Annotated in this window: 18 protein-coding genes and 1 pseudogene; 2 read left to right on the top strand and 17 right to left on the bottom strand. The window is 52.5% G+C overall.

What is annotated here, in order from left to right; translation table 11 throughout:
- The 17 genes and pseudogenes from C4K39_RS15410 to C4K39_RS32040 all read right to left on the bottom strand — a co-directional run.
- The gene (locus C4K39_RS15410) at nucleotides 1-438 is read right to left on the bottom strand and encodes a TIGR03751 family conjugal transfer lipoprotein (protein WP_085600492.1); all 438 of its coding nucleotides are present in this window, start codon (nucleotides 436-438) and stop codon (nucleotides 1-3) included.
- Nucleotides 416-1,912: a TIGR03752 family integrating conjugative element protein gene (locus C4K39_RS15415; protein ID WP_124346883.1), complete on the bottom strand. Its 1,497-nt coding sequence runs from the start codon at nucleotides 1,910-1,912 to the stop codon at nucleotides 416-418. The genes C4K39_RS15410 and C4K39_RS15415 overlap by 23 nt, the downstream gene beginning before the upstream one ends.
- Nucleotides 1,896-2,807, bottom strand: coding sequence for a TIGR03749 family integrating conjugative element protein (locus tag C4K39_RS15420; RefSeq protein ID WP_124346884.1), 912 nt, complete (start codon nucleotides 2,805-2,807; stop codon nucleotides 1,896-1,898). Before C4K39_RS15420 ends, C4K39_RS15415 begins: the two co-directional genes overlap by 17 nt.
- The gene (locus tag C4K39_RS15425) at nucleotides 2,804-3,448 is read right to left on the bottom strand and encodes a PFL_4703 family integrating conjugative element protein (protein WP_124346885.1); all 645 of its coding nucleotides are present in this window, start codon (nucleotides 3,446-3,448) and stop codon (nucleotides 2,804-2,806) included. The genes C4K39_RS15420 and C4K39_RS15425 overlap by 4 nt, the downstream gene beginning before the upstream one ends.
- Nucleotides 3,435-3,833: a TIGR03750 family conjugal transfer protein gene (locus tag C4K39_RS15430; RefSeq protein ID WP_124346886.1), complete on the bottom strand. Its 399-nt coding sequence runs from the start codon at nucleotides 3,831-3,833 to the stop codon at nucleotides 3,435-3,437. Before C4K39_RS15430 ends, C4K39_RS15425 begins: the two co-directional genes overlap by 14 nt.
- A 15-nt stretch (nucleotides 3,834-3,848) precedes the next feature.
- Nucleotides 3,849-4,187, bottom strand: a complete 339-nt coding sequence (locus C4K39_RS15435; RefSeq protein WP_124346887.1) for a TIGR03745 family integrating conjugative element membrane protein — start codon at nucleotides 4,185-4,187, stop codon at nucleotides 3,849-3,851.
- Nucleotides 4,188-4,201: 14 nt separating this feature from the next.
- Nucleotides 4,202-4,441 (bottom strand): TIGR03758 family integrating conjugative element protein, encoded by a 240-nt coding sequence (locus C4K39_RS15440; RefSeq protein ID WP_124346888.1) that lies wholly within the window; start codon nucleotides 4,439-4,441, stop codon nucleotides 4,202-4,204.
- On the bottom strand, nucleotides 4,438-4,749 hold the full coding sequence (locus C4K39_RS15445; RefSeq protein ID WP_178083971.1) for an integrative conjugative element protein, RAQPRD family: 312 nt from the start codon (nucleotides 4,747-4,749) through the stop codon (nucleotides 4,438-4,440). Before C4K39_RS15445 ends, C4K39_RS15440 begins: the two co-directional genes overlap by 4 nt.
- Nucleotides 4,750-5,009: 260 nt before the next feature.
- Entirely contained in the window at nucleotides 5,010-5,312 is a 303-nt protein-coding gene (locus C4K39_RS15450; protein WP_124346890.1) for a hypothetical protein, read from the bottom strand.
- Between the two features lie 15 nt (nucleotides 5,313-5,327).
- A complete protein-coding gene (locus C4K39_RS15455) occupies nucleotides 5,328-6,788 on the bottom strand; it encodes a UvrD-helicase domain-containing protein (RefSeq protein WP_124346891.1) in 1,461 nt (486 codons plus the stop codon).
- 9 nt (nucleotides 6,789-6,797) lie between these two features.
- The gene (locus C4K39_RS15460; protein WP_124346892.1) at nucleotides 6,798-7,547 is read right to left on the bottom strand and encodes a TIGR03747 family integrating conjugative element membrane protein; all 750 of its coding nucleotides are present in this window, start codon (nucleotides 7,545-7,547) and stop codon (nucleotides 6,798-6,800) included.
- 3 nt (nucleotides 7,548-7,550) lie between these two features.
- Complete coding sequence (gene traD / locus C4K39_RS15465; RefSeq protein ID WP_124346893.1) at nucleotides 7,551-9,764, bottom strand: type IV conjugative transfer system coupling protein TraD; 2,214 nt, start codon at nucleotides 9,762-9,764, stop codon at nucleotides 7,551-7,553.
- A 248-nt stretch (nucleotides 9,765-10,012) separates the two neighbouring features.
- A complete protein-coding gene (locus C4K39_RS15470) occupies nucleotides 10,013-10,519 on the bottom strand; it encodes an integrating conjugative element protein (RefSeq protein ID WP_124346894.1) in 507 nt (168 codons plus the stop codon).
- Nucleotides 10,516-11,067 carry a lysozyme family protein gene (locus C4K39_RS15475; RefSeq protein ID WP_124346895.1) on the bottom strand — a complete coding sequence of 184 codons (552 nt, stop codon included), beginning with the start codon at nucleotides 11,065-11,067 and terminating at the stop codon, nucleotides 10,516-10,518. The genes C4K39_RS15470 and C4K39_RS15475 overlap by 4 nt, the downstream gene beginning before the upstream one ends.
- Complete coding sequence (locus C4K39_RS15480) at nucleotides 11,049-11,795, bottom strand: TIGR03759 family integrating conjugative element protein (protein WP_124346896.1); 747 nt, start codon at nucleotides 11,793-11,795, stop codon at nucleotides 11,049-11,051. The genes C4K39_RS15475 and C4K39_RS15480 overlap by 19 nt, the downstream gene beginning before the upstream one ends.
- A 13-nt stretch (nucleotides 11,796-11,808) precedes the next feature.
- Nucleotides 11,809-12,504, bottom strand: a complete 696-nt coding sequence (locus C4K39_RS15485; RefSeq protein ID WP_124346897.1) for a methyl-accepting chemotaxis protein — start codon at nucleotides 12,502-12,504, stop codon at nucleotides 11,809-11,811.
- Between the two features lie 109 nt (nucleotides 12,505-12,613).
- Nucleotides 12,614-12,691 (bottom strand): annotated as a pseudogene (locus C4K39_RS32040) (DUF4113 domain-containing protein); the annotation flags it as partial.
- A 615-nt stretch (nucleotides 12,692-13,306) separates the two neighbouring features.
- Between C4K39_RS32040 and C4K39_RS15495 the strand changes: the two are divergent.
- Together C4K39_RS15495 and C4K39_RS15500 are read left to right on the top strand one after the other, a co-directional pair.
- Nucleotides 13,307-16,342 carry a non-ribosomal peptide synthetase gene (locus C4K39_RS15495; protein ID WP_124346898.1) on the top strand — a complete coding sequence of 1,012 codons (3,036 nt, stop codon included), beginning with the start codon at nucleotides 13,307-13,309 and terminating at the stop codon, nucleotides 16,340-16,342.
- Between the two features lie 61 nt (nucleotides 16,343-16,403).
- A complete protein-coding gene (locus tag C4K39_RS15500; protein WP_164487292.1) occupies nucleotides 16,404-17,096 on the top strand; it encodes a thioesterase II family protein in 693 nt (230 codons plus the stop codon).
- The last annotated feature ends 143 nt before the right edge of the window (nucleotides 17,097-17,239 follow it).

A 17,239-nucleotide genomic window follows, 5' to 3' on the forward strand; every position in this document is an offset into this window, starting at 1 on the left:
TCAATAGTCCTCTGTCCGCTCGCCTGGCATTGCGTACTGCACACGCTGATAGAGCGGAAAAACGGTGGTGTATCCGGGAACAGGCACTGGGTCAGATCCAGCCAGATGCGGGAACACGTACATGACCAGGTCAGGATTCGGCAGGCGTTTAAATTGGCTGTAGATCTCGTTCTGTGCGGTGCGTGCAAAGTCGTCTGCTGTGGCGCGCTGATTCGTCATCTGCTGCTCATCGAGGGGACGTCTCAGTTGTAACCGTGCATCGAGCACTTGTCGGCTGCTTGAGCTGCTTGCCCCTCCTGGGGCTCCCTGTTGCCAAACATCCATCATGGTTTCTTCTCCGTGCGGGAGCAGTTTGTCTTTGTTTGTTGTGCAACCTGCAAGGAGTGCAATTGCCATGACTGCAAGTGGGAGAGCATTAATCGAGCGCGGCTGGGACATTATTCGCTCCGGAGTGGTAGTCGACTTTGCGACCCTTCAGTTCATAGTCGATCGCCAGTTGCTGATCGAGGTGTACGGCGACCTTCGCGCCAGGCTGTACATACACAGCAGCAAATGCCTCGCCATAGAGCTTGTTCATCCAGGAGCGGATATCACTTACGCCTCCGGACAAGATCGATCCGATCGCAGAATTTCCGGATGAGCCGGTGGTGCCGAAAGAGGTGCCGTTCCCGCTAAACATCGTTGTGTTGTTGCTCTCGTCGGCTTTAAGCAGCTTCGCAACGCCGGCACCGGCGGCAGTAACAAGCGACTGATTAGTCAAATACTCGGCCGCGTTGGAGCGCCGATCGCCCGAAATACATGGAATACCGTAGGAGTCGCTGATCCAGCCCAGGCCACCCTGAATGGTCTTCCCATCTGTACTGCTGGCCTGGTTGTTGTTCTGGTTGCCGTCCGCGTCTTCAGCCGGCGCCGGGAAGGTCCTGACAGTGCCGTCGTTGAAGACAAACGTCAGGCTGCGGATCTGCCCTCTTACACACGAGAGTGTCCAGTCGCCACTGGCGGTGCCTGTTGCGACTGCACCAGCTACGTTGGGGAGCTCGATGCCATTCGCAGTCAGGTTGTCTGGGCCAATCAGGATCTTGAAAGGAAACGGGTCGTTGACGGTTCCATCAATAGGCACCCGGCCGATCAGGGCAGACATGGCCACTGATCCCATCAGCGTGGAGTTCTGGGGCAGGGTGTAGGTCTTGCGCACAAACTTCCTGGTTTCACGGTCGACCTGTTGATTTCCAGGACGCAGGCCTTGATCGATCTGTTCCAGTGCATTCTGGCCTCTGTTGGCTGCCGGGCCGAAACTGGTAGGAAAGTTGAACCCGCTTGCAGCCTGACTAGAACCGAGGGGCAGGGGTTTACCGTTCGCATCCACAGCAGTGGCATCGCGTGGTTCAATCCAGACAAGGCCGTCCTTCGTTGTAGGAGACTGTTCGAAGCCTTTGCCGTCACCTGGCTGCACACCAAACCCAATTGGAAGGTCGCCCCCAGTTGCGTTAGGTTGGTTGCTGAGGTTGTTGAGTTGAGTTTGCAGAGAGTCGATCAGCCCCTGGCTCTTGTTCTGAACCTCGTCCTCTAGTTCTTTTTTCGCATTGTCTAGACGGCTCTCAACTTTTGAGTCTATGTCCTTCAGCTGCTTCTGAAGCTCTTCGTTCTGAGACTTCTGATCGTTGTTGATCTTTAGCAGATCAGCCACCTGTTTCCGAAGCTCCTTGCTTTCTGTGACTACGGTCCGAAGCGTGTCACCTGGTGTGTCGCCATCCACACCTAGTTTTTGTGCTTCACCGGAACCGATGGCCACGACGTTGTTTTCCTGGTGATCCACCTGCCCCTTCTTCGTTGCGGTAAAGAACATCACCACAGCGAAGACAAGAAAGGGCACTGCAAGCCACTTCAGGAGGGGGTTACTTTGAATGTTCACGTTCACCCCCCATCTTCGGATCAATCTGGTTTACCGAACTTGGAAGCAACGAATGTTTGAGCCCTTTGCCCTGGGTGACCAGGTACAGAGTTGTGGTATCAGAAGGGTTTCCCCGGGGCCCGAGGTAGGGGTGTTGGTATGTGGCTGTTGCAAAGCTGCCTAGGAGGTCCCTTGGATTTAGGGTCAGTTGTTCGGGGCTCAAGTTGCGCAGCTTGATTGCCGTCACAAATGTGTTGTCGAGCTGCCAGGCTCCTATGGCCACAGCTTCAACAGGCAGAGTTGGAAGCAAAGTGCTCAGATCCATTTTACGATCCACCCGTACCGGCTGGATTCCGGCTACTGGCTCAACAGTGCGCAGAGGTGCATACAGCATTTGGGCTGCATATCGTGTTAGCGCGACGGGAGAAGGTGTCTCATGACGAGGCTCTTCCTCTGCCTCCTCCTCATCGGGGGAAGGTGTTTGAGCTCGAGCTGAACCAGGAGTGCTTGTTTTGGAGGTTTGGCCATAACGCGCCGCAGCAATGCTGTCACCCGCGATAATCTTTGCTGGCTCAAGTGAGGCTTGGCCAGGTTTAGGCGCCGTTGCCGCAATGTCTACGAGCATGATTTCGCCCGTAGCGACATTTTGCAGTTGGAGCCGTGTAGGCGGAATTTCTTCGCTTGCTCGAAAGTAGATTGCCCCGCCAACGCTTTGTACACGAAGGCTGCCGGCGATGCTTGGAGGGATGCCGACGCGAACGTTTTGGTCGACAAACACGATCCTTTCCTCACCAACGTGGAGGGGAACGGGAAGAGGTATACGCTCCCACTGCATGATCTCAACCGCCTGCGCGCTGGTCGTTACCAGGAGAGCAGTGCCAGCTAACCACAGACCTAACCGCAGACGTAGGTTCATGGTTTATCTCCTGCCGGGGAGACTTCGATGCGTTGAGGATCGCCCGCGTAGCAGTTCCACAAGAGGCCAAACGGGTTTTTCTCGGGGTCGGTATCAGATCGAATGATGTGTAGAGGGTATCTTGCGAGTGCCCGCTTAACCCGTTCCCCAGCCACCGATTCGTCAGCGATCAGATCGAGATTAACAATCCAGTCGTTTATGCTCTTGACGCTGGTGTGTTCACCGCTCTGATCGTTGATCCCGCGTCCAGGAATCTCCGACACGCTGCGTTCGCGTTTTCGGAGTTCTCCAGCATTCAGCCTTAGCTCGTAGTCTTTTTTCAGATAGTCACGGCAACTGGGGGTCAGGTAGCCGTCCAGCCTGCTGATATTCGCTAAATAGTCTTCTTCACCGTCGCGCGGCCATCTCTGCATCTGCTGAAAAATGTAGAAGCCGAAGGCGTAGACGCTCTCAGGAGGGACGTCCCACCACTTTCGCGTGCTGCCACTACGCAGATCTGGCGGGACGTGGATGGTCAGATCACTAGGCGCAGTTTTCCAACCGTAGGCCATATAGGCGGCAATTATCGTCATCAAAAGTAGCGCAATGCGCAGACTAAGGATGTGCGCCTCTTGAGCGTTCACTTTTTTACGAAAACTCATGGAGGTTCCTTTTGTCACGGCGGCAGGTCCATGCACCTGATCGCGTGATCAGGCTGCTGTTGCCGAATGGAAGGTGAGCTTGGGCAATGGCCACTTGTATGTGGCGATAAAACCAAGTGTCAGGGCGTCCCCGTTTCATGCGGCGAATGATCCTGCTTGCAACAGACAACCCGAGCACTCCCCCAACCAATGCTCCAGCGATGAGGAGCGACCAGTTTCCGAAGAGGATCGATGCCGGCACACCAAGGACAAACCCAACGGCACCGCTGACGGAAATCGTTGCCCACATCTCGTCTGCTGTAAGTCCACCCATGATTACGGGCTGTCGGTTCAGGTTATTGGGTAGGAACTGGAGGGTTCTGTCGTCGTGTTTGTCGTCAGCCATGGGCGCTCACTACCATCAAAGAATGCTGGTGGCCTTGGTGACCATGAAGATTGCGATGCCAACCAGGCAGACGCCAACGACAGCAGTCGAGCCGAGATCCCGCCACTTCTTCTTACCTTCATGGATGTCGTGGTACACCCCGAAGGCATGCACAGCTACCCCGATGATCATGGTGCCAAGAGCTATCAGACCCAGCAGCATGAATGCGTCATAACCGTAGTTTTGAAATGTCTGTAACCAATTCTTCCCTTCGCCGCGGGAGGGAGCCTGTGCCTGAGGCAGGGCCGCGTTCGCTGCCTGGATGACAGATGCAGCGGCAAGCAATGCGATTAGCTGAATTTTGGGGGTGGGCATGATTGCTCCTTTGATCAACTGAGAACGATGAAGGACAGGACCATCAGAAGCAGCAGCACTCGGATGGCAGATGAACTGGCGATTGAACGATCGATATTTTTGGTGGCCCAGCCACGGTAGATGCTGTACAGCGCCCATGCCGCCCAGAGCATTGCGACGGCCATCACTGCCCCGACGATTAGGTTGGTACTTGCCTGGGCGGTCGCACCACTTGCTGCGTTGAAGGCGGCAGTTTGCGCAGAGCTCATACTCATTGCCTCTTCCCTCCGGTGGTGTACTGACCGGAGAGGTCTGCGGCGTCTCGAGGTTGGGCGCGACTCGGGGTGAGATAAGCCTGAAGGCCTTGGCGGATCCGCTGGATGTCTGCAGCCAGGCGGTCATAGTCGAAGTAGTAGCGTTGCCCTGGTTCACCTGCGATGGCGCTACTACGCCGCGCAGAGTCCTCAAGGGCATTAAGCTGCCTGATCATGACCTCGATGTTGGTTTGCTCAGATGCTGTAGCGGCTTCCACCACCGGACTGACTGCAATGCCGCCAGCAACGATCATGGCCAGCGCTGTCATCGATGAGCGGCGTGTAGATGTCGAAAGTAGATGGCGGTTCACGGGTGGCGGGACTCTGGCAAGACTGTTGCCAAAGCATGCCGCTAGAGGTTTGTAGTGCGCCTCAAGAAATGGTTAACCAGGAACCTTTCATTTTTTTGCACAGAGAGTTCAACCCTATTGTTAGCCACGGGATGAATGTGAAAGCTCGCCGATAGCGGGCTTTCGATATGGCCAGGCCGGCTGGCTTTACCAGCCAGGTGATGTTTACAAAGGACGGATCAACATTCGCGCTTGAGAAACAGCAGGTAGCCGATAGGCATTGGAAATCCGTAGGCCCAGGCTTGCATATTTTGGTTGCCAACCTTGATTTCCCCCCTGCAGACCGCTTGAACGGCGACTAGCTCCCAACCTGCTTTCCCAAGCTTATCCAGTTCGGCCCTGAAACTTTCGTTCTGCAGTAGGGCAGGTAGATCTGGCTCAAGTGTCGACTCCTCTGTTTTGAACATCAACGTACCGCGTTGTTGAGTTCGGAAGGGGATTGGCAAGTGTTCAATGCGATGCTCGAAGCGTTTTTCCGACATCTGTCGCTCCTCTAGTCAGGCCGGCACCCTGTTGGCCGCCACGTATCTAGCCATGATGGATAGCACCAGGCTGTTGATTGCGAGGATCTTCATGGCTCGAGTCACACCCACATAGATGAGGTTGAGCTCGTCGTCGCGGCGCCCTGGATCAAGGTCCGGCGACAGAGGATCCGCAGTAAAGTCGTCGTACAGGCAGACATAGTCCCATTCCAGGCCTTTGGCCTTGTGCCCGGTCGTAAGCGTGATCGTTGCGTCAAGCTCGTCTTCGGTGGTGAGTTTGCGCAGCTCGAGGATTCTTGAGGGCAGGTCGGGATAGGCCGAGATGATCTTGATCGATCTCAGCATTTCGCTGTCCTGGCTTACCTCCGCAATTTCTGTGTACTGCTGGTAGTCTCGGTAGTCGCGCAAGAGTTTCTTATTTTGCACCTGAGCGGTCTGGTCGCGACTGAAATAGTAAAGGTCCTCGAGGTCGCGCAATGAATAGCTGTCTATTCCTCCTACCCAATAGAACTTTGGCTGCGACTGGCACCGTACCAGCTGCAGGGCGTTCTCGATGACGCCAATCACTGTCCGATGAATGAAGGCTCGATGGGGAAGATCCTCTGGTAGCGCTTTCTTGACCAGGGTTTGTGCGCCGAGTCCTTGCAGCTTTCGGGTTTCTCCCTTGTAAGAAAGGATGATGTTCGCGACATGAGCGATCGCTGGGCCGAACCGCCAACTTTGGGTCAAGTAATGCTCCTCGGCGCCGGCCATCCAGTCACTATCCAATGTGTCCTCTGCACCCCTAAACCGGTACAGCTGCTGATGTGGGTCACCAACCAGGATCTTTTGGATGCGTTGTAGACGAACGATATCTGCAATGACGGGGTTGATGTCTTGGCCTTCGTCCAGGAGCACGCTGTCGAATCGTTGGCTTAGGTCAGGCTTACTCAGCTGATACAGCTTCAGGTATCCGTCGTGGGGGATCAGAACGCTTGAGTCATCCACGTCGATGGCCCGTTGCCAGAATCTGCGAGCGGTACCAATGCTCTGTTGAACGAAGCGTTCCTGAGCCGTTGTGATGTGAGGTTTATCGCGGAAACGAGGATAGTGCTGTCGATCGATCTCGCTATCCGCGCTGGCCATGAAGTTGTTGAGGGTCGTCATGACATCCCGGACAAGCTCCCAGTCTTGGGAGTCGATCGCTCGCGCAATCTCTGTAAGCCTCAAGTTTTTGGTCTGTTTGTGGCTGTACTGAGTACCGAATACGGGATAAGCCAAGCCGTGGGCTGTCTTATTGATCACGTTACGTGGAAATCTTCCTCGCGCCGCGATCTCGACGGATTTGTTGTAGCAGAGGTAAAGAATTCTTAGTTGAGGATTCGCTTTTGCGAAGCCAACCAAGGTTGTCGTCTTACCGGTGCCGGCGAAGGCCTTGACAACAATTTCGGAGGCTTTCGAGCCAATGATGGGGAGTTGTTCTTGGGTCCATTGCATCGTTGATCCTCAAAGATATTTCTTGAAGCTGGCAGCAGTGATACTCACTGCGACGCCGAGCAGCGCCGCACACGGGAGTAGGACCATGAGGGGGCTGATGCTGATCGGAAGCGCCAGGTAGAAGGTCCACGGGAGAATGGCCAGCGGAATGAGCGTTCCCCTTGCCTTGTGATAGAGGTAGCTGGACTCGCGCCCAGCACCGAACTTGCGGAGATCTCGTCGGACCAGGCCGTCGACCAGGCCTGTGAGTGCAGCCATAGCGAACAGCGGTATGGTCATCAACAACACAACGAGACGAACACAGAACACCAGGACGGTGAACAGCGCTGCAAGGGCATAGTTCTGCACCGTCGTGACGCTTTGTGCTGCCATGTATCGAATGTCCAGGTCGTTGCGTGGGCCGGCATGCGCTATCGACTCCATCCCCTGGACCCAGCTGAGCATCCCAGTCTTCACGATCAGCCAGTCATAGGCCCCTGTAACGAGCCAGGTTGCTGTGCGCCCGGGTTCTTGCACAACGGCACTGTGTACCAGCCCCTGGGATAGCCAACTGAGCTCATTTGTTAGCATTTGCTGCCCATGCCTCCAGCCGGCTTCTGGCCAGAAAAAATAGAGGCATACCCAGTCGACCAGGATCGCGACTATGAGAGAGCCGAACATCACCCCGAGGAAGTTGAAGGGGAACCAGAAAATCTTGCTGATCAGCGACTCTGGTCGCTCCTGTTGCTGTTGAGCCTTCTTTGATACGTCATCTGCCATGCACTACTCCTCGTCATCGGTGGCGGCCTGGCGAAAGTCTTCGACCAGGTCATCAGGCAGTGCGCTTTTCAGTTCTTGATAGCCCGGGGCTTCCCACCATTCCGATCCAGCCGATGATTGCCGCATGCCGGCAGCGAGTTCCTGCAGGTTGCCTGGCATGACATCGTCGGGGTCGTTGGCCGGCAGCGGCATTCGGATCTTCCAGAGGTTTCCACCTTCGAGCAGCGCGAAAGCCTGCCCCTTAGGCAATCCAACTACATGAGCTGGCTCAATCATCGGCACGCTCGTCGCCTGCAATTGGTCGTGTGAGCTCGAGGTGAATGCTGTCTTACCGTTGAGTGAGTCGTTCGCACTGCTCGCCGGGGTGCTGTTGTAGATCTGCACCTTGGGTAGCTGATTGGTCAGAAGTTCTGCCGTCGCGGTCTCCCGAACTCGTAGCATGAACAGGTTGTTGAAGTTACCGATGACCTGGCCGGCTTTGGCTTTCGAACCAATCTTCGCTTCGATATCGCTCATGGTTTGCGTATAAGCAGTGACCTGCATACCGGCGCCGCCAGCCTTGTTTACCATCGGGATAAACTCGTCCCCGATCAGTTCGTTGAACTCATCTGCGTGGAGGTTGATGCGGACCTTACCCCCGGCCATGTTTCCAGGCAGTCCGTCGTCGATGCCGTGTTTGTAGATGTGGCCGGCAACAGATACCAGATCGCTGAACATCGAGTTGCCCACGGCCGCGGCGACTTCGGTATCCGAGAGTGCATCGAGGCCGATGTAAACAACGGCACGTTTTCGGATGACTTGCATCCAGTCAAAAATGGGGCGCTGATCCGAAAGATCCAGGTAGTCCGGGGCGAGTAACTCTGCAATCCGGCCCGTGGTGAGTTTCTCAAGGAGAGGCAGCAGGGATGCGACGATCTTGTCGAAGTAGGTCTTGTCATAGCGCACTGCGCTGCGCAGGCCATCCATCACAGAGTCGTTGATGCGTTTCTGGGTCAAGTACATGTCGACGGCTACCACGCGCAGCGGGCGGTCTTTCATCGCGAACGAGAGATTCTTGCGATCGATCTTCGCTTCCAGCGCAACAATGGTCTCCCAGGCCTTCGGATCGTGTTCAGCGAAGTATTTTTGCGCGTACTCAATGAACAGCTCGTCGATGTTGATCACGTGCCGGCGGATCTGCTCGTAGTCTGGGCGCCGACCTAGGGCGACCAGCGACTGAGCGATGATGTTGACGAACCGCCATGCGAACTCCCTGAACGCAGCTGAGTTGCCTTCTCCAGACAGCTGGCCGGCGATACGGGTTGCGACCTCGCTTATCCGGCCGAAGCGACCTATGGCGTTGTAGCGTGCGGAGATGTCGGGCCACCCCAGGTGGAACACGTAAAACTCATCGAGACGCCCTGCTCGCTTGCACTCGACGTACATGCGCTTGAGCAGATCAGCGTCGCCCTTGGGGTCGAAGACAATCACGACCTCATGATCAGGTCGTTGTTCTGGTCGCCCACGCCGGCTCCAGCGATGTGGGGTTTGGCTTCTTCTGCCCATGCGTCGTGATGATCCACGGCGATGTGTTCGGCGAATATCTTGTGTGATGAAAACCTCAGCCAGTCGTGTCTTCCCGACGCGGGTGGTTCCCAGCACAAGAGAGTGTCCTACCCGCTCGCCGAGTGGCTGGCTGACGTTCTGCTCATCTGGCTCTATCCCATGCAACCTCGGTAGACCTCCCACGGGTGGAAGAGGACGGGCGGGGTTCAGGCTGGAGTCCCAACTGGTGAGCTTCGTGATCGCCTTCAGAGGGAAGGGGGCAAACTCCAGACGCTCCTCCAGCCAGCGCGCCCCCTCATACAGCCTGGTCGGTTCGACGTATCTGGAGTATTGGGGCAGGTAGGTATCAGTTAAGCGTTGGGTGTGTTTCTGCGTCCAGCGAAATCCCCTGCCGATGAATAGACGCTCGTTGCTGATCGGCATTTCAGCGCTAGTCATTGTGTAATGGGGAAGTCGTCTAAGGTTGGCCTGGTAACGCAGCACCCTGCGTGCCTGCAGTAATCGAACTGTGCCCAGGTAGGCGAAGCCCAGTGCTGCGACTATTCCGAACAGAGGTGTCAGTGCGAACGCCCATGGAGCTTGAACGCAGAGTGCCGCCGCGACGTAGCAGACAGCCGTGGTGAACAGCTCCACCGGAGGGCGTAGAAGTGACTCAAGTGAATAGGTGGTCATGCTCGTTCCTCTTGTGCGTGAACGCTGTTGCTTCCCTACGGGCCTGTTCAACGTCTTCATCGGGTAACCGTTCGGCTAGCCGGAGTGCAAATGCGTGTTCATTGATCTGTGAAACGCCAGTGACCTTGCCCCCGTATAGCTCGCTCACATGCCTGACCTGGGCAATCAGCTCTTCTCTGCCTGGCCGACTAAGGGGGTGGCTGATGACTACCGTGAAGACTGCTGACGGTCCCTGCATGCACCACCTCTTACTGCTGTTGAATGGTTGTTGAGGTGATCAGTACCGGGTAATGCTTCAGCCCTAGCCGGTTGGCGATATCGCTTGCAGGTGTTGGCTCAAGTTGCAATCCGGGCGCCAAACGCCTGATCTCGTCGAACCGAGCGGCGGAGGTGACGTTGACTACTAGCCCCACTGCTTGCAGTTGCTGCAGCTGCTGCAGGTGCTGTGTCAGCCATGTTCGTGACATCGGGTCGTCACCGATGAGAAAAAGCGGTTGCAGGCCAGGGGCATTGATTGTCCTGCCTACTACCGACCCTGGCGTCATCTCTGGAGTTTTGACGGGATAGGCTCCACCGCTTAGGAGTCCTTTGAGTGGTGGGGGACCCGACTCTGGTACCAGGTTGAGGTCCTGGTAGTAGGGCAGGGCTGAAACCCCACCGTTGTCCTGGACAACTATGAGTTTGGAACTGGCTTGCACCGTGCCTGCTGCAAGCATTGCAAGCAGGACCGGAGCTGCCTTCAGAAAACTCGTCATGGATTGTTCACCAAGAAGTTTATGCCTGTGACACGGCTGAGGTGCCGAGCGAAATCTGCTCTGTATTTGGCTGCAGGCGCGCCACCGGCAGGGCGGTGGTAGCGACCCGCTGCGTCAAACCAGTTGCCACCCTTGGCTTTGTGTTCAGCCAGAATCTCTGCGGTGACATTCAGGTTCTTGTAAGGGTCGAGCCCTTCGCAGGGGGAGCTATAGCGATGGCCGTTAGCGTGGATGTTCGTCTGACCAAGGCCTACGTCGACTCTCGACGGACCAGCAGTTGCGATAGCAATATTCAGCGCCCTGCACGCATCGATCCTGGTAGCGAATCGGTAGCCGGTACCGGCCACATTCAGCGTCCAAGGCCAAGGCACAATCTGTCCTCGAAGTTTGGTACCGCTCTCTTGCAGCGCAACGGAATACAGCACCACGGCTGGTACTCCATGGGCGATCGCAATCGCCTTGTAAGCTGGGGGAGGATCCTCAGCGGCCATTGCCTGGCTGCACAGCAGCACCAGGATCCAGCAGGCCCTCATTGCTGACGGCGCCATTGGCCATTCACCTGTTTTACTGCCGCTGGTAGTTCACCGCCCAGGCCAAGGCCGAGCCAGCGACCTTGGTCATGGTTGAGGGTGATTCGTCGGCTCTTGACGTTGACCGGGTCGACGCCAGCGAGAATTGCCCATCGCCGGATGCGCTCGTCATCGCCCTGGCTGCCGACGAAGTAGAGGTCGAAAGGTGCCTGCGATGCTTGTAGCTTCTTCACTTCGTCGATGCACGCAACGCAGTTGTCTTTCACGAAGATCGCCAGGCGACCGTCTCCCTGCAGCAACGGTGAGCTGTTTGCTGTTGGATTGGTCAGGGTTGCCGAGGAGATCTCGATCGCTTTCTCGCTTGGGTACAGCCTCCTGTACGCTTCATCGTATGCGCGCTGATACGACAACTCTTTTTCTACACGCTGCCTCTCGGTCTTTACTTGCAGCTCCGCATAGCGCCGGCGCTCCTCATCAGAGCGTGCTTCGATACCCAGGGCAGTCAGTGGGTCCAGCCCCGGCGAGTACACCCCCCGCGGCCCCTGCATCACATCTTGGTACCGCTCGTACTCTTGGGTGGATATCCCCCATGCATTTGCTGCCTTGTCCTGGAGCCTTCTCTGTGATGATTCGCCTTCGGCGGTGAAGTGGAGCTGTGATGCCTGGCCTGCAGATACCGGTGCTGCTGCGGCGTAAGCCGTGGGGATCAGGTAGCAGGCGAGGGTGCAGAGAATCTTTAGATTCATGGGTAGTTAATTCCTATGGCTGAAGGCTCAATGTTCTTGTTGATCCGGATGCGTCGAATGTCGCAGTTATTTCGTTGAGCGCCTTCAGCCGCCATTGAGTTCCCGCAACAACGTCTCCAGGTCGAACCAGGTAAATCTGGCTCAGCCGTGTACTTCCTGAAGGAGCAATAGATAGGAACTTCTCTCCCCCCCTGTACTCGATGCCGAACATCTGGAAGGGAGGGGGCTCAGGTGGGGCGGGAGGTGCCTTGGCTTTAGCGGCCGGTTTGGGCTTAGCAGGCTTGGATGGGGAGGGTGTCGCGGATGATTTCTCAGGCTTGCTCAGTCGTTGGACTGTTCCACTCAATGACTCCACATCGGCCTTGATCACCAGGAGCTCGCTGGAGTTTGCAGCTGAATGGGCGACATCAGTGGCAAGGTCGTGCGCACGCTTTGCGTAGTCTTGTACAACGTCGACCCGGTTTGAGATCGCCTTCTGCGCTGCAGAGAAGTCTTCTTGCGTGACTAACGGTTTACCCGCGATAGCGTCCAGGCGATCATCACTTGCACTCATTCTCGAGAGCAGCGCATCGAGCTTGGCTTTCTCCGCAGCCCCTTCCAGGGAGCCTCGCAATATCGAGAGTTGATACTGTTGAACGCCCAAGGCTATGAGCAGGGCGATGGCCCCCAGGCTAGTGAGCAGTGTTTTCTTTGTCAGGCGCAGTTTCATGGGAGTCCTCTCGAAGCTGAGAACACCCTCGCCGAACAGCTGATTCAGCGCATTAGAAAATGATTAGTTGAATGGGCTCTCATTTTTAAAGGTCGACGGGTGGACGGCTTCAATGACAGTGAAGCGTCCAGAGTTGCTCTAGTCGTGTGGTGTAGCTGCGGCTCATCGTCTCTCTGCGCATGCCCCAGGCAGGTTCTGCTGGAAGGTTGGCCGATCAGATGGGAGCGCAGTCCCATCGAGCGTCAATTTGATCCTGAGCCTTCATTGTCCGGGTTGCGTCACCGGTTGCAGCATTGCTGAAAGGATATCGGGGGACTCGCCCAGTCGGCATCGAGCAAAATCCGTACTTGAAACCTGGCCCTGAATATCTGCTCCGGGAGATATATCGCGCTTCCCGTGTCGGCAAATACCAATCGTCGGTGGGATAGGGCCATGGTCATTTCAGGCGCGTTTATAAAAGCTAATTACAATAATGCCATTAGGTGATTTGGAATAAAGGGGCTGAGAGTTATAGCTAAATAAATTTATAATATATTTTTGACAGCTTCTTTGGCTTTGACTTAACTGAGTCTGCGTGAGACTTATAGTCTGTCGTGAAGAGTTGTTTTAGTTGGTTGATATGCGTTTTTTGCAGTTGTGTGACTGTGGGGGTTAAATAGACTTGGCACTTCTCATAGGTTTAAAAAGCGCGATTCTTTATCGCTAAAAACCCTTAGTTCTCGCCTCCTCTCATTGGTGAAAGCTTTATAAGGTGGAGTTTTTGGTGGGTTGATGACATTAAATGGAATTTTGGAGATAGCACATGGAAAAGGCAAAAGGTATCACTATCGTCGATATGTTTGAGAGTCAGGCGAAGCTAAGGTCAAGTAAAACTGCCTTGTTGCATCGCTCTGATAGTATAACTTACGGTCTGCTAAATGAGAAAATAAATCAGTTGGCAAGGCACTTGATTGAACGCGGTGTTGAGAGTGGAGATATTGTTGCGGTATGTGTTGAGCAGTCAATAAGCCGTGTTGTGTTTATGATGGCGATAGTGAAAGTCGGTGCCGTCTATTTACCTCTTGATCCTGATTACCCCACTGCTAGGTTTGATTTTATTCTTGAAGATACACAAACGGAATTGGTGATAACCTCAAAAGCATATGAGCATAAATTTTCCGAATTTCGAGGGGCTTTAATTATTCCTGATAGTGATCAGGAGAAGGCTCTAGTTGAAAAGCAATCAAGCGATAATGTTTTAAAAGAAATTCCGTTATCCAGTTTGATGTATGTGATCTATACGTCTGGAAGTACCGGGGTTCCGAAAGGAGTAGCCGTTCAACATAGTGCAATAGCGAGCTTTATTGAAAATGTTCAACCGGTGCTCAATGTTTCATCGGAAAATACCGCTATACAGATTCTTTCTTATACATTCGATGCTTCGTTTGTTGATACATGGATGCCACTCCTGATTGGTGCGACATTGTATCTTTATCCAGATAATAAGTTGTTGGGTGAAGCATTGTTGAACTACATTAGGGAGAATCGTATTGATACTATCCCAATGATTACTCCGACTATTCTCGCTACATTTCCGACCGGGCAGCCAATAGGAGAGCTTAAAAGTATTGTCGTAGGTGGTGAGGCCTGCGCGGATAATGTATTTCTGTACTGGGCCGATAGACTTCAAATGTACAATCTTTATGGCCCAACTGAAGCGACAGTTGCTGTAACTTGCCATAAGTATGTGGCTGGGCAAAGCGTTAAGAATATCGGGAGTCCTTTAGCTGGTGTTGATTTTTATGTATTAGATGAAGAGCTTAAGCCTTCACCTTTAGGGGGGGCAGGTGAGCTTTTTATTGGTGGTGCGCAACTTGCTCAGGGGTACTTAAATAGGCCGGAGCTGACAAAAGAAAAATTTGTATATATTGATGTGGCTGATCCAAAAACTGGAAAGCTTGAAAGTAAGAGGCTTTATAGGACTGGCGATATTGTAATGCTATTACCGAACGGAAATATTGAATATATAGGGAGAAACGATACGCAGCTCAAGGTTCGAGGATTTCGCATTGAATCTGGCGAGATTGAGAACTCAATAAACAGAATAAAAAATATCCGAGAGTCTGCGGTTGTAATAGTGAGTAAGGAACTGGGACAGCCAGTGCTAGCGGCTTTTGTTACTCTGTCGAATTATCACGCTAAAGATGAGGTAAAAATAAAGGCGGAGATTAGGAAGGCTCTGCAAAATACTCTTCCTTCCTACATGGTTCCCGATAAGATTTTTATTTTGGACTATTTTCCGCAGACGGTTAGTGGGAAAATCGATCGAAAAGCACTTCAGTCCTTAATGAAGGAGGAGGAGCTTTCGTTAGATGATATTGTGGAAGGTGATATTGAGGGGACACTTGTTGCAATATGGAAGCACGTTTTGCAGGCGGACGATATTAAAGCTCAGGACAATGTTCTTGAAGTAGGAGGGAATTCAGTTGCCATTGTGCGTGTGTTCACCAGTTTGCCAGAGTCTATAAGAAATAAACTGACATTGGTTGATCTTTATACCTACCCCTGTATTGAGCAGTTGGCGCGAGAGATAAAGCTTCGAGAAAATAAGCGCCCGCTCACGTTTGAAGAGAAAATGCATGAGTCTAAGAAGACTCTACTTGGTGATATCAAGCTTGCGGCGGACTATGAATTTCCATCGGATATTGATCCTGGTGTTCTAGCTAATCCAGAAAATATACTATTGACTGGTGCGACAGGTTTTGTTGGAGTGCACTTGTTGTTGGAGTTGCTAGATAAAACGTCGGCAAAAATATATTGCCTAGTCAGAGCGGAAAGTGCGAAGCATGCTATTGAGAGGATAAAGTTTACCTTAAGAAAATATAGACTTTCCTGGCCCGAAGAGCAATCTAGTCGAATCCTTCCTATCTTGGGGGACTTTACTCGACCACAACTCGGGATGTCGGATTCAGATTTCGATGATACATCAAAAAATATTCAAATTGTCTATCATACCGGTGGAAATGTTAACTATGTAAAGCCATACGCCGAAATGAAAGCGGTCAATGTAAATGGGATTCAGGAAATAATTCGCTTTGCGACAACGTCAAAGTTGAAGTATTTGGTTGCCTGTTCCACCATTGCCGTTTTTAGCTGGGGATATCTGACTACAGGTAAAACATGGATGTGTGAAGATGATGATATCCATCAGAATCTGTCCGTGGTTTGTAGGGATACTAACTATGTCAGAAGCAAATGGGTTATGGAAAATATCTTGGAGGAAGCAAAAAAGAAAGGGCTGCCTGTTATTGGCATTCGACTAGGATTCGTCATGTGCCAGAATGATAGCGGTGCTACAGAAATGAACCAGTGGTGGGGAAGTTTCGTACGCTGCTGTGTAGCTCTCGGAACCTATCCCATGATCATGGGGCTTAAGGATCAATTGGTGACTGTGGACTTTGTAGCAAAAGCCATTGTACATATCTCTCAGAATAAAGAGGCTCCTGGTAAATTCTTTCACCTCGTTCCTGAGCCAGTGCATGACATATCTGTGCCGGAGTTTTTTGAGAAATTAAATGAGTATTTCGGAATTAAACTCCGGCCTATCCATTATCGTGAGTGGTTAAGTAAATGGAAGGATAATGAACATAGCCCACTATATAGCTTGTTAAGCCTATTCACCGAGGAGATCGTTCCAGGAAAATCTCTGGTCGAATCATATGAAATGACTTATTACTTTGATAGGAAGAATACTTCTGAGTTCCTTAAAGGAAGTGGAATAGAAACACCTCCAATCGATAAGTCGCTTCTTTCGAGGTATTTGGGCTTTATGGGTATATCTGCACATAGTCCTCAGTAGCTCTTGATAGCAGTGCGTCACTGCGTGATGCACTGCTTTTTTAATTAGAGAACCTATGCTTATGAAGAAGCCACAAATATTTACTTTACATTTTGCGGGTGGAAACTGTTACTCATACCAGTTTATGAAACCGGCGTTGCTTGATTTTGATGTTGTCTCGGTAGAGTTGCCTGGAAGAGGAAGGAGAATGGCTGAGCCACTTATCCGAGGCTTCGAGGCCGCTGCTAAAGACATGTTTCAGCAAATTGTATCACAGCTTACTGGGAGTTCTTTTATTTTATATGGACATAGTATGGGGGCAATACTCGGTTTGAAGGTCGCGCGAATGCTAGAGGACTATGAGAAAAAACCATCAGCTCTTATTTTTACCGGACATGCAGGTCCAAAATTAGTTAAATATAAGAATACTGCTTTTCTTGAGACTCAGGAGCTAAAGCAGGTGTTACTTGATCTTGGCGGCTTGCCTGACAGTGTCATACATAATTCGGAGTTGTTTTCATTTTTTGAACCTGTTATCAGAGCTGATTTTGAAGTGGCTGAGCGTGCAGACAGCTATGAATTTGAACCGGTTGATATTCCACTTCATGTAGTGATGGGGACCGAAGAGGACTTCTCAGACAAAATCGGTTTGTGGGAAAAGTATACAACATCTAGTTTTAGTAAGGGTCTACTTAGTGGTGATCACTTTTTTATTCATAATCATATTTGTGAAATAGCTGCTATTGCAAAGTCAATGTTGTCAAAAGAAGGCTAGAGCCCGCTGAGGAGTAAACCTAGGAATTACTTTGTAGGTGAGGCTTTCTGCTCTATCTTCAAGGAATTTCGCCTAGTGGTTTGGTTGAGTTCTTCGGTGCTCAATACGTAGCCGGCATACCTAAAACGAAGCTCAGGCTAGTA

This window comes from Pseudomonas sessilinigenes (assembly GCF_003850565.1).
GTDB classification, from domain to species: domain Bacteria; phylum Pseudomonadota; class Gammaproteobacteria; order Pseudomonadales; family Pseudomonadaceae; genus Aquipseudomonas; species Aquipseudomonas sessilinigenes.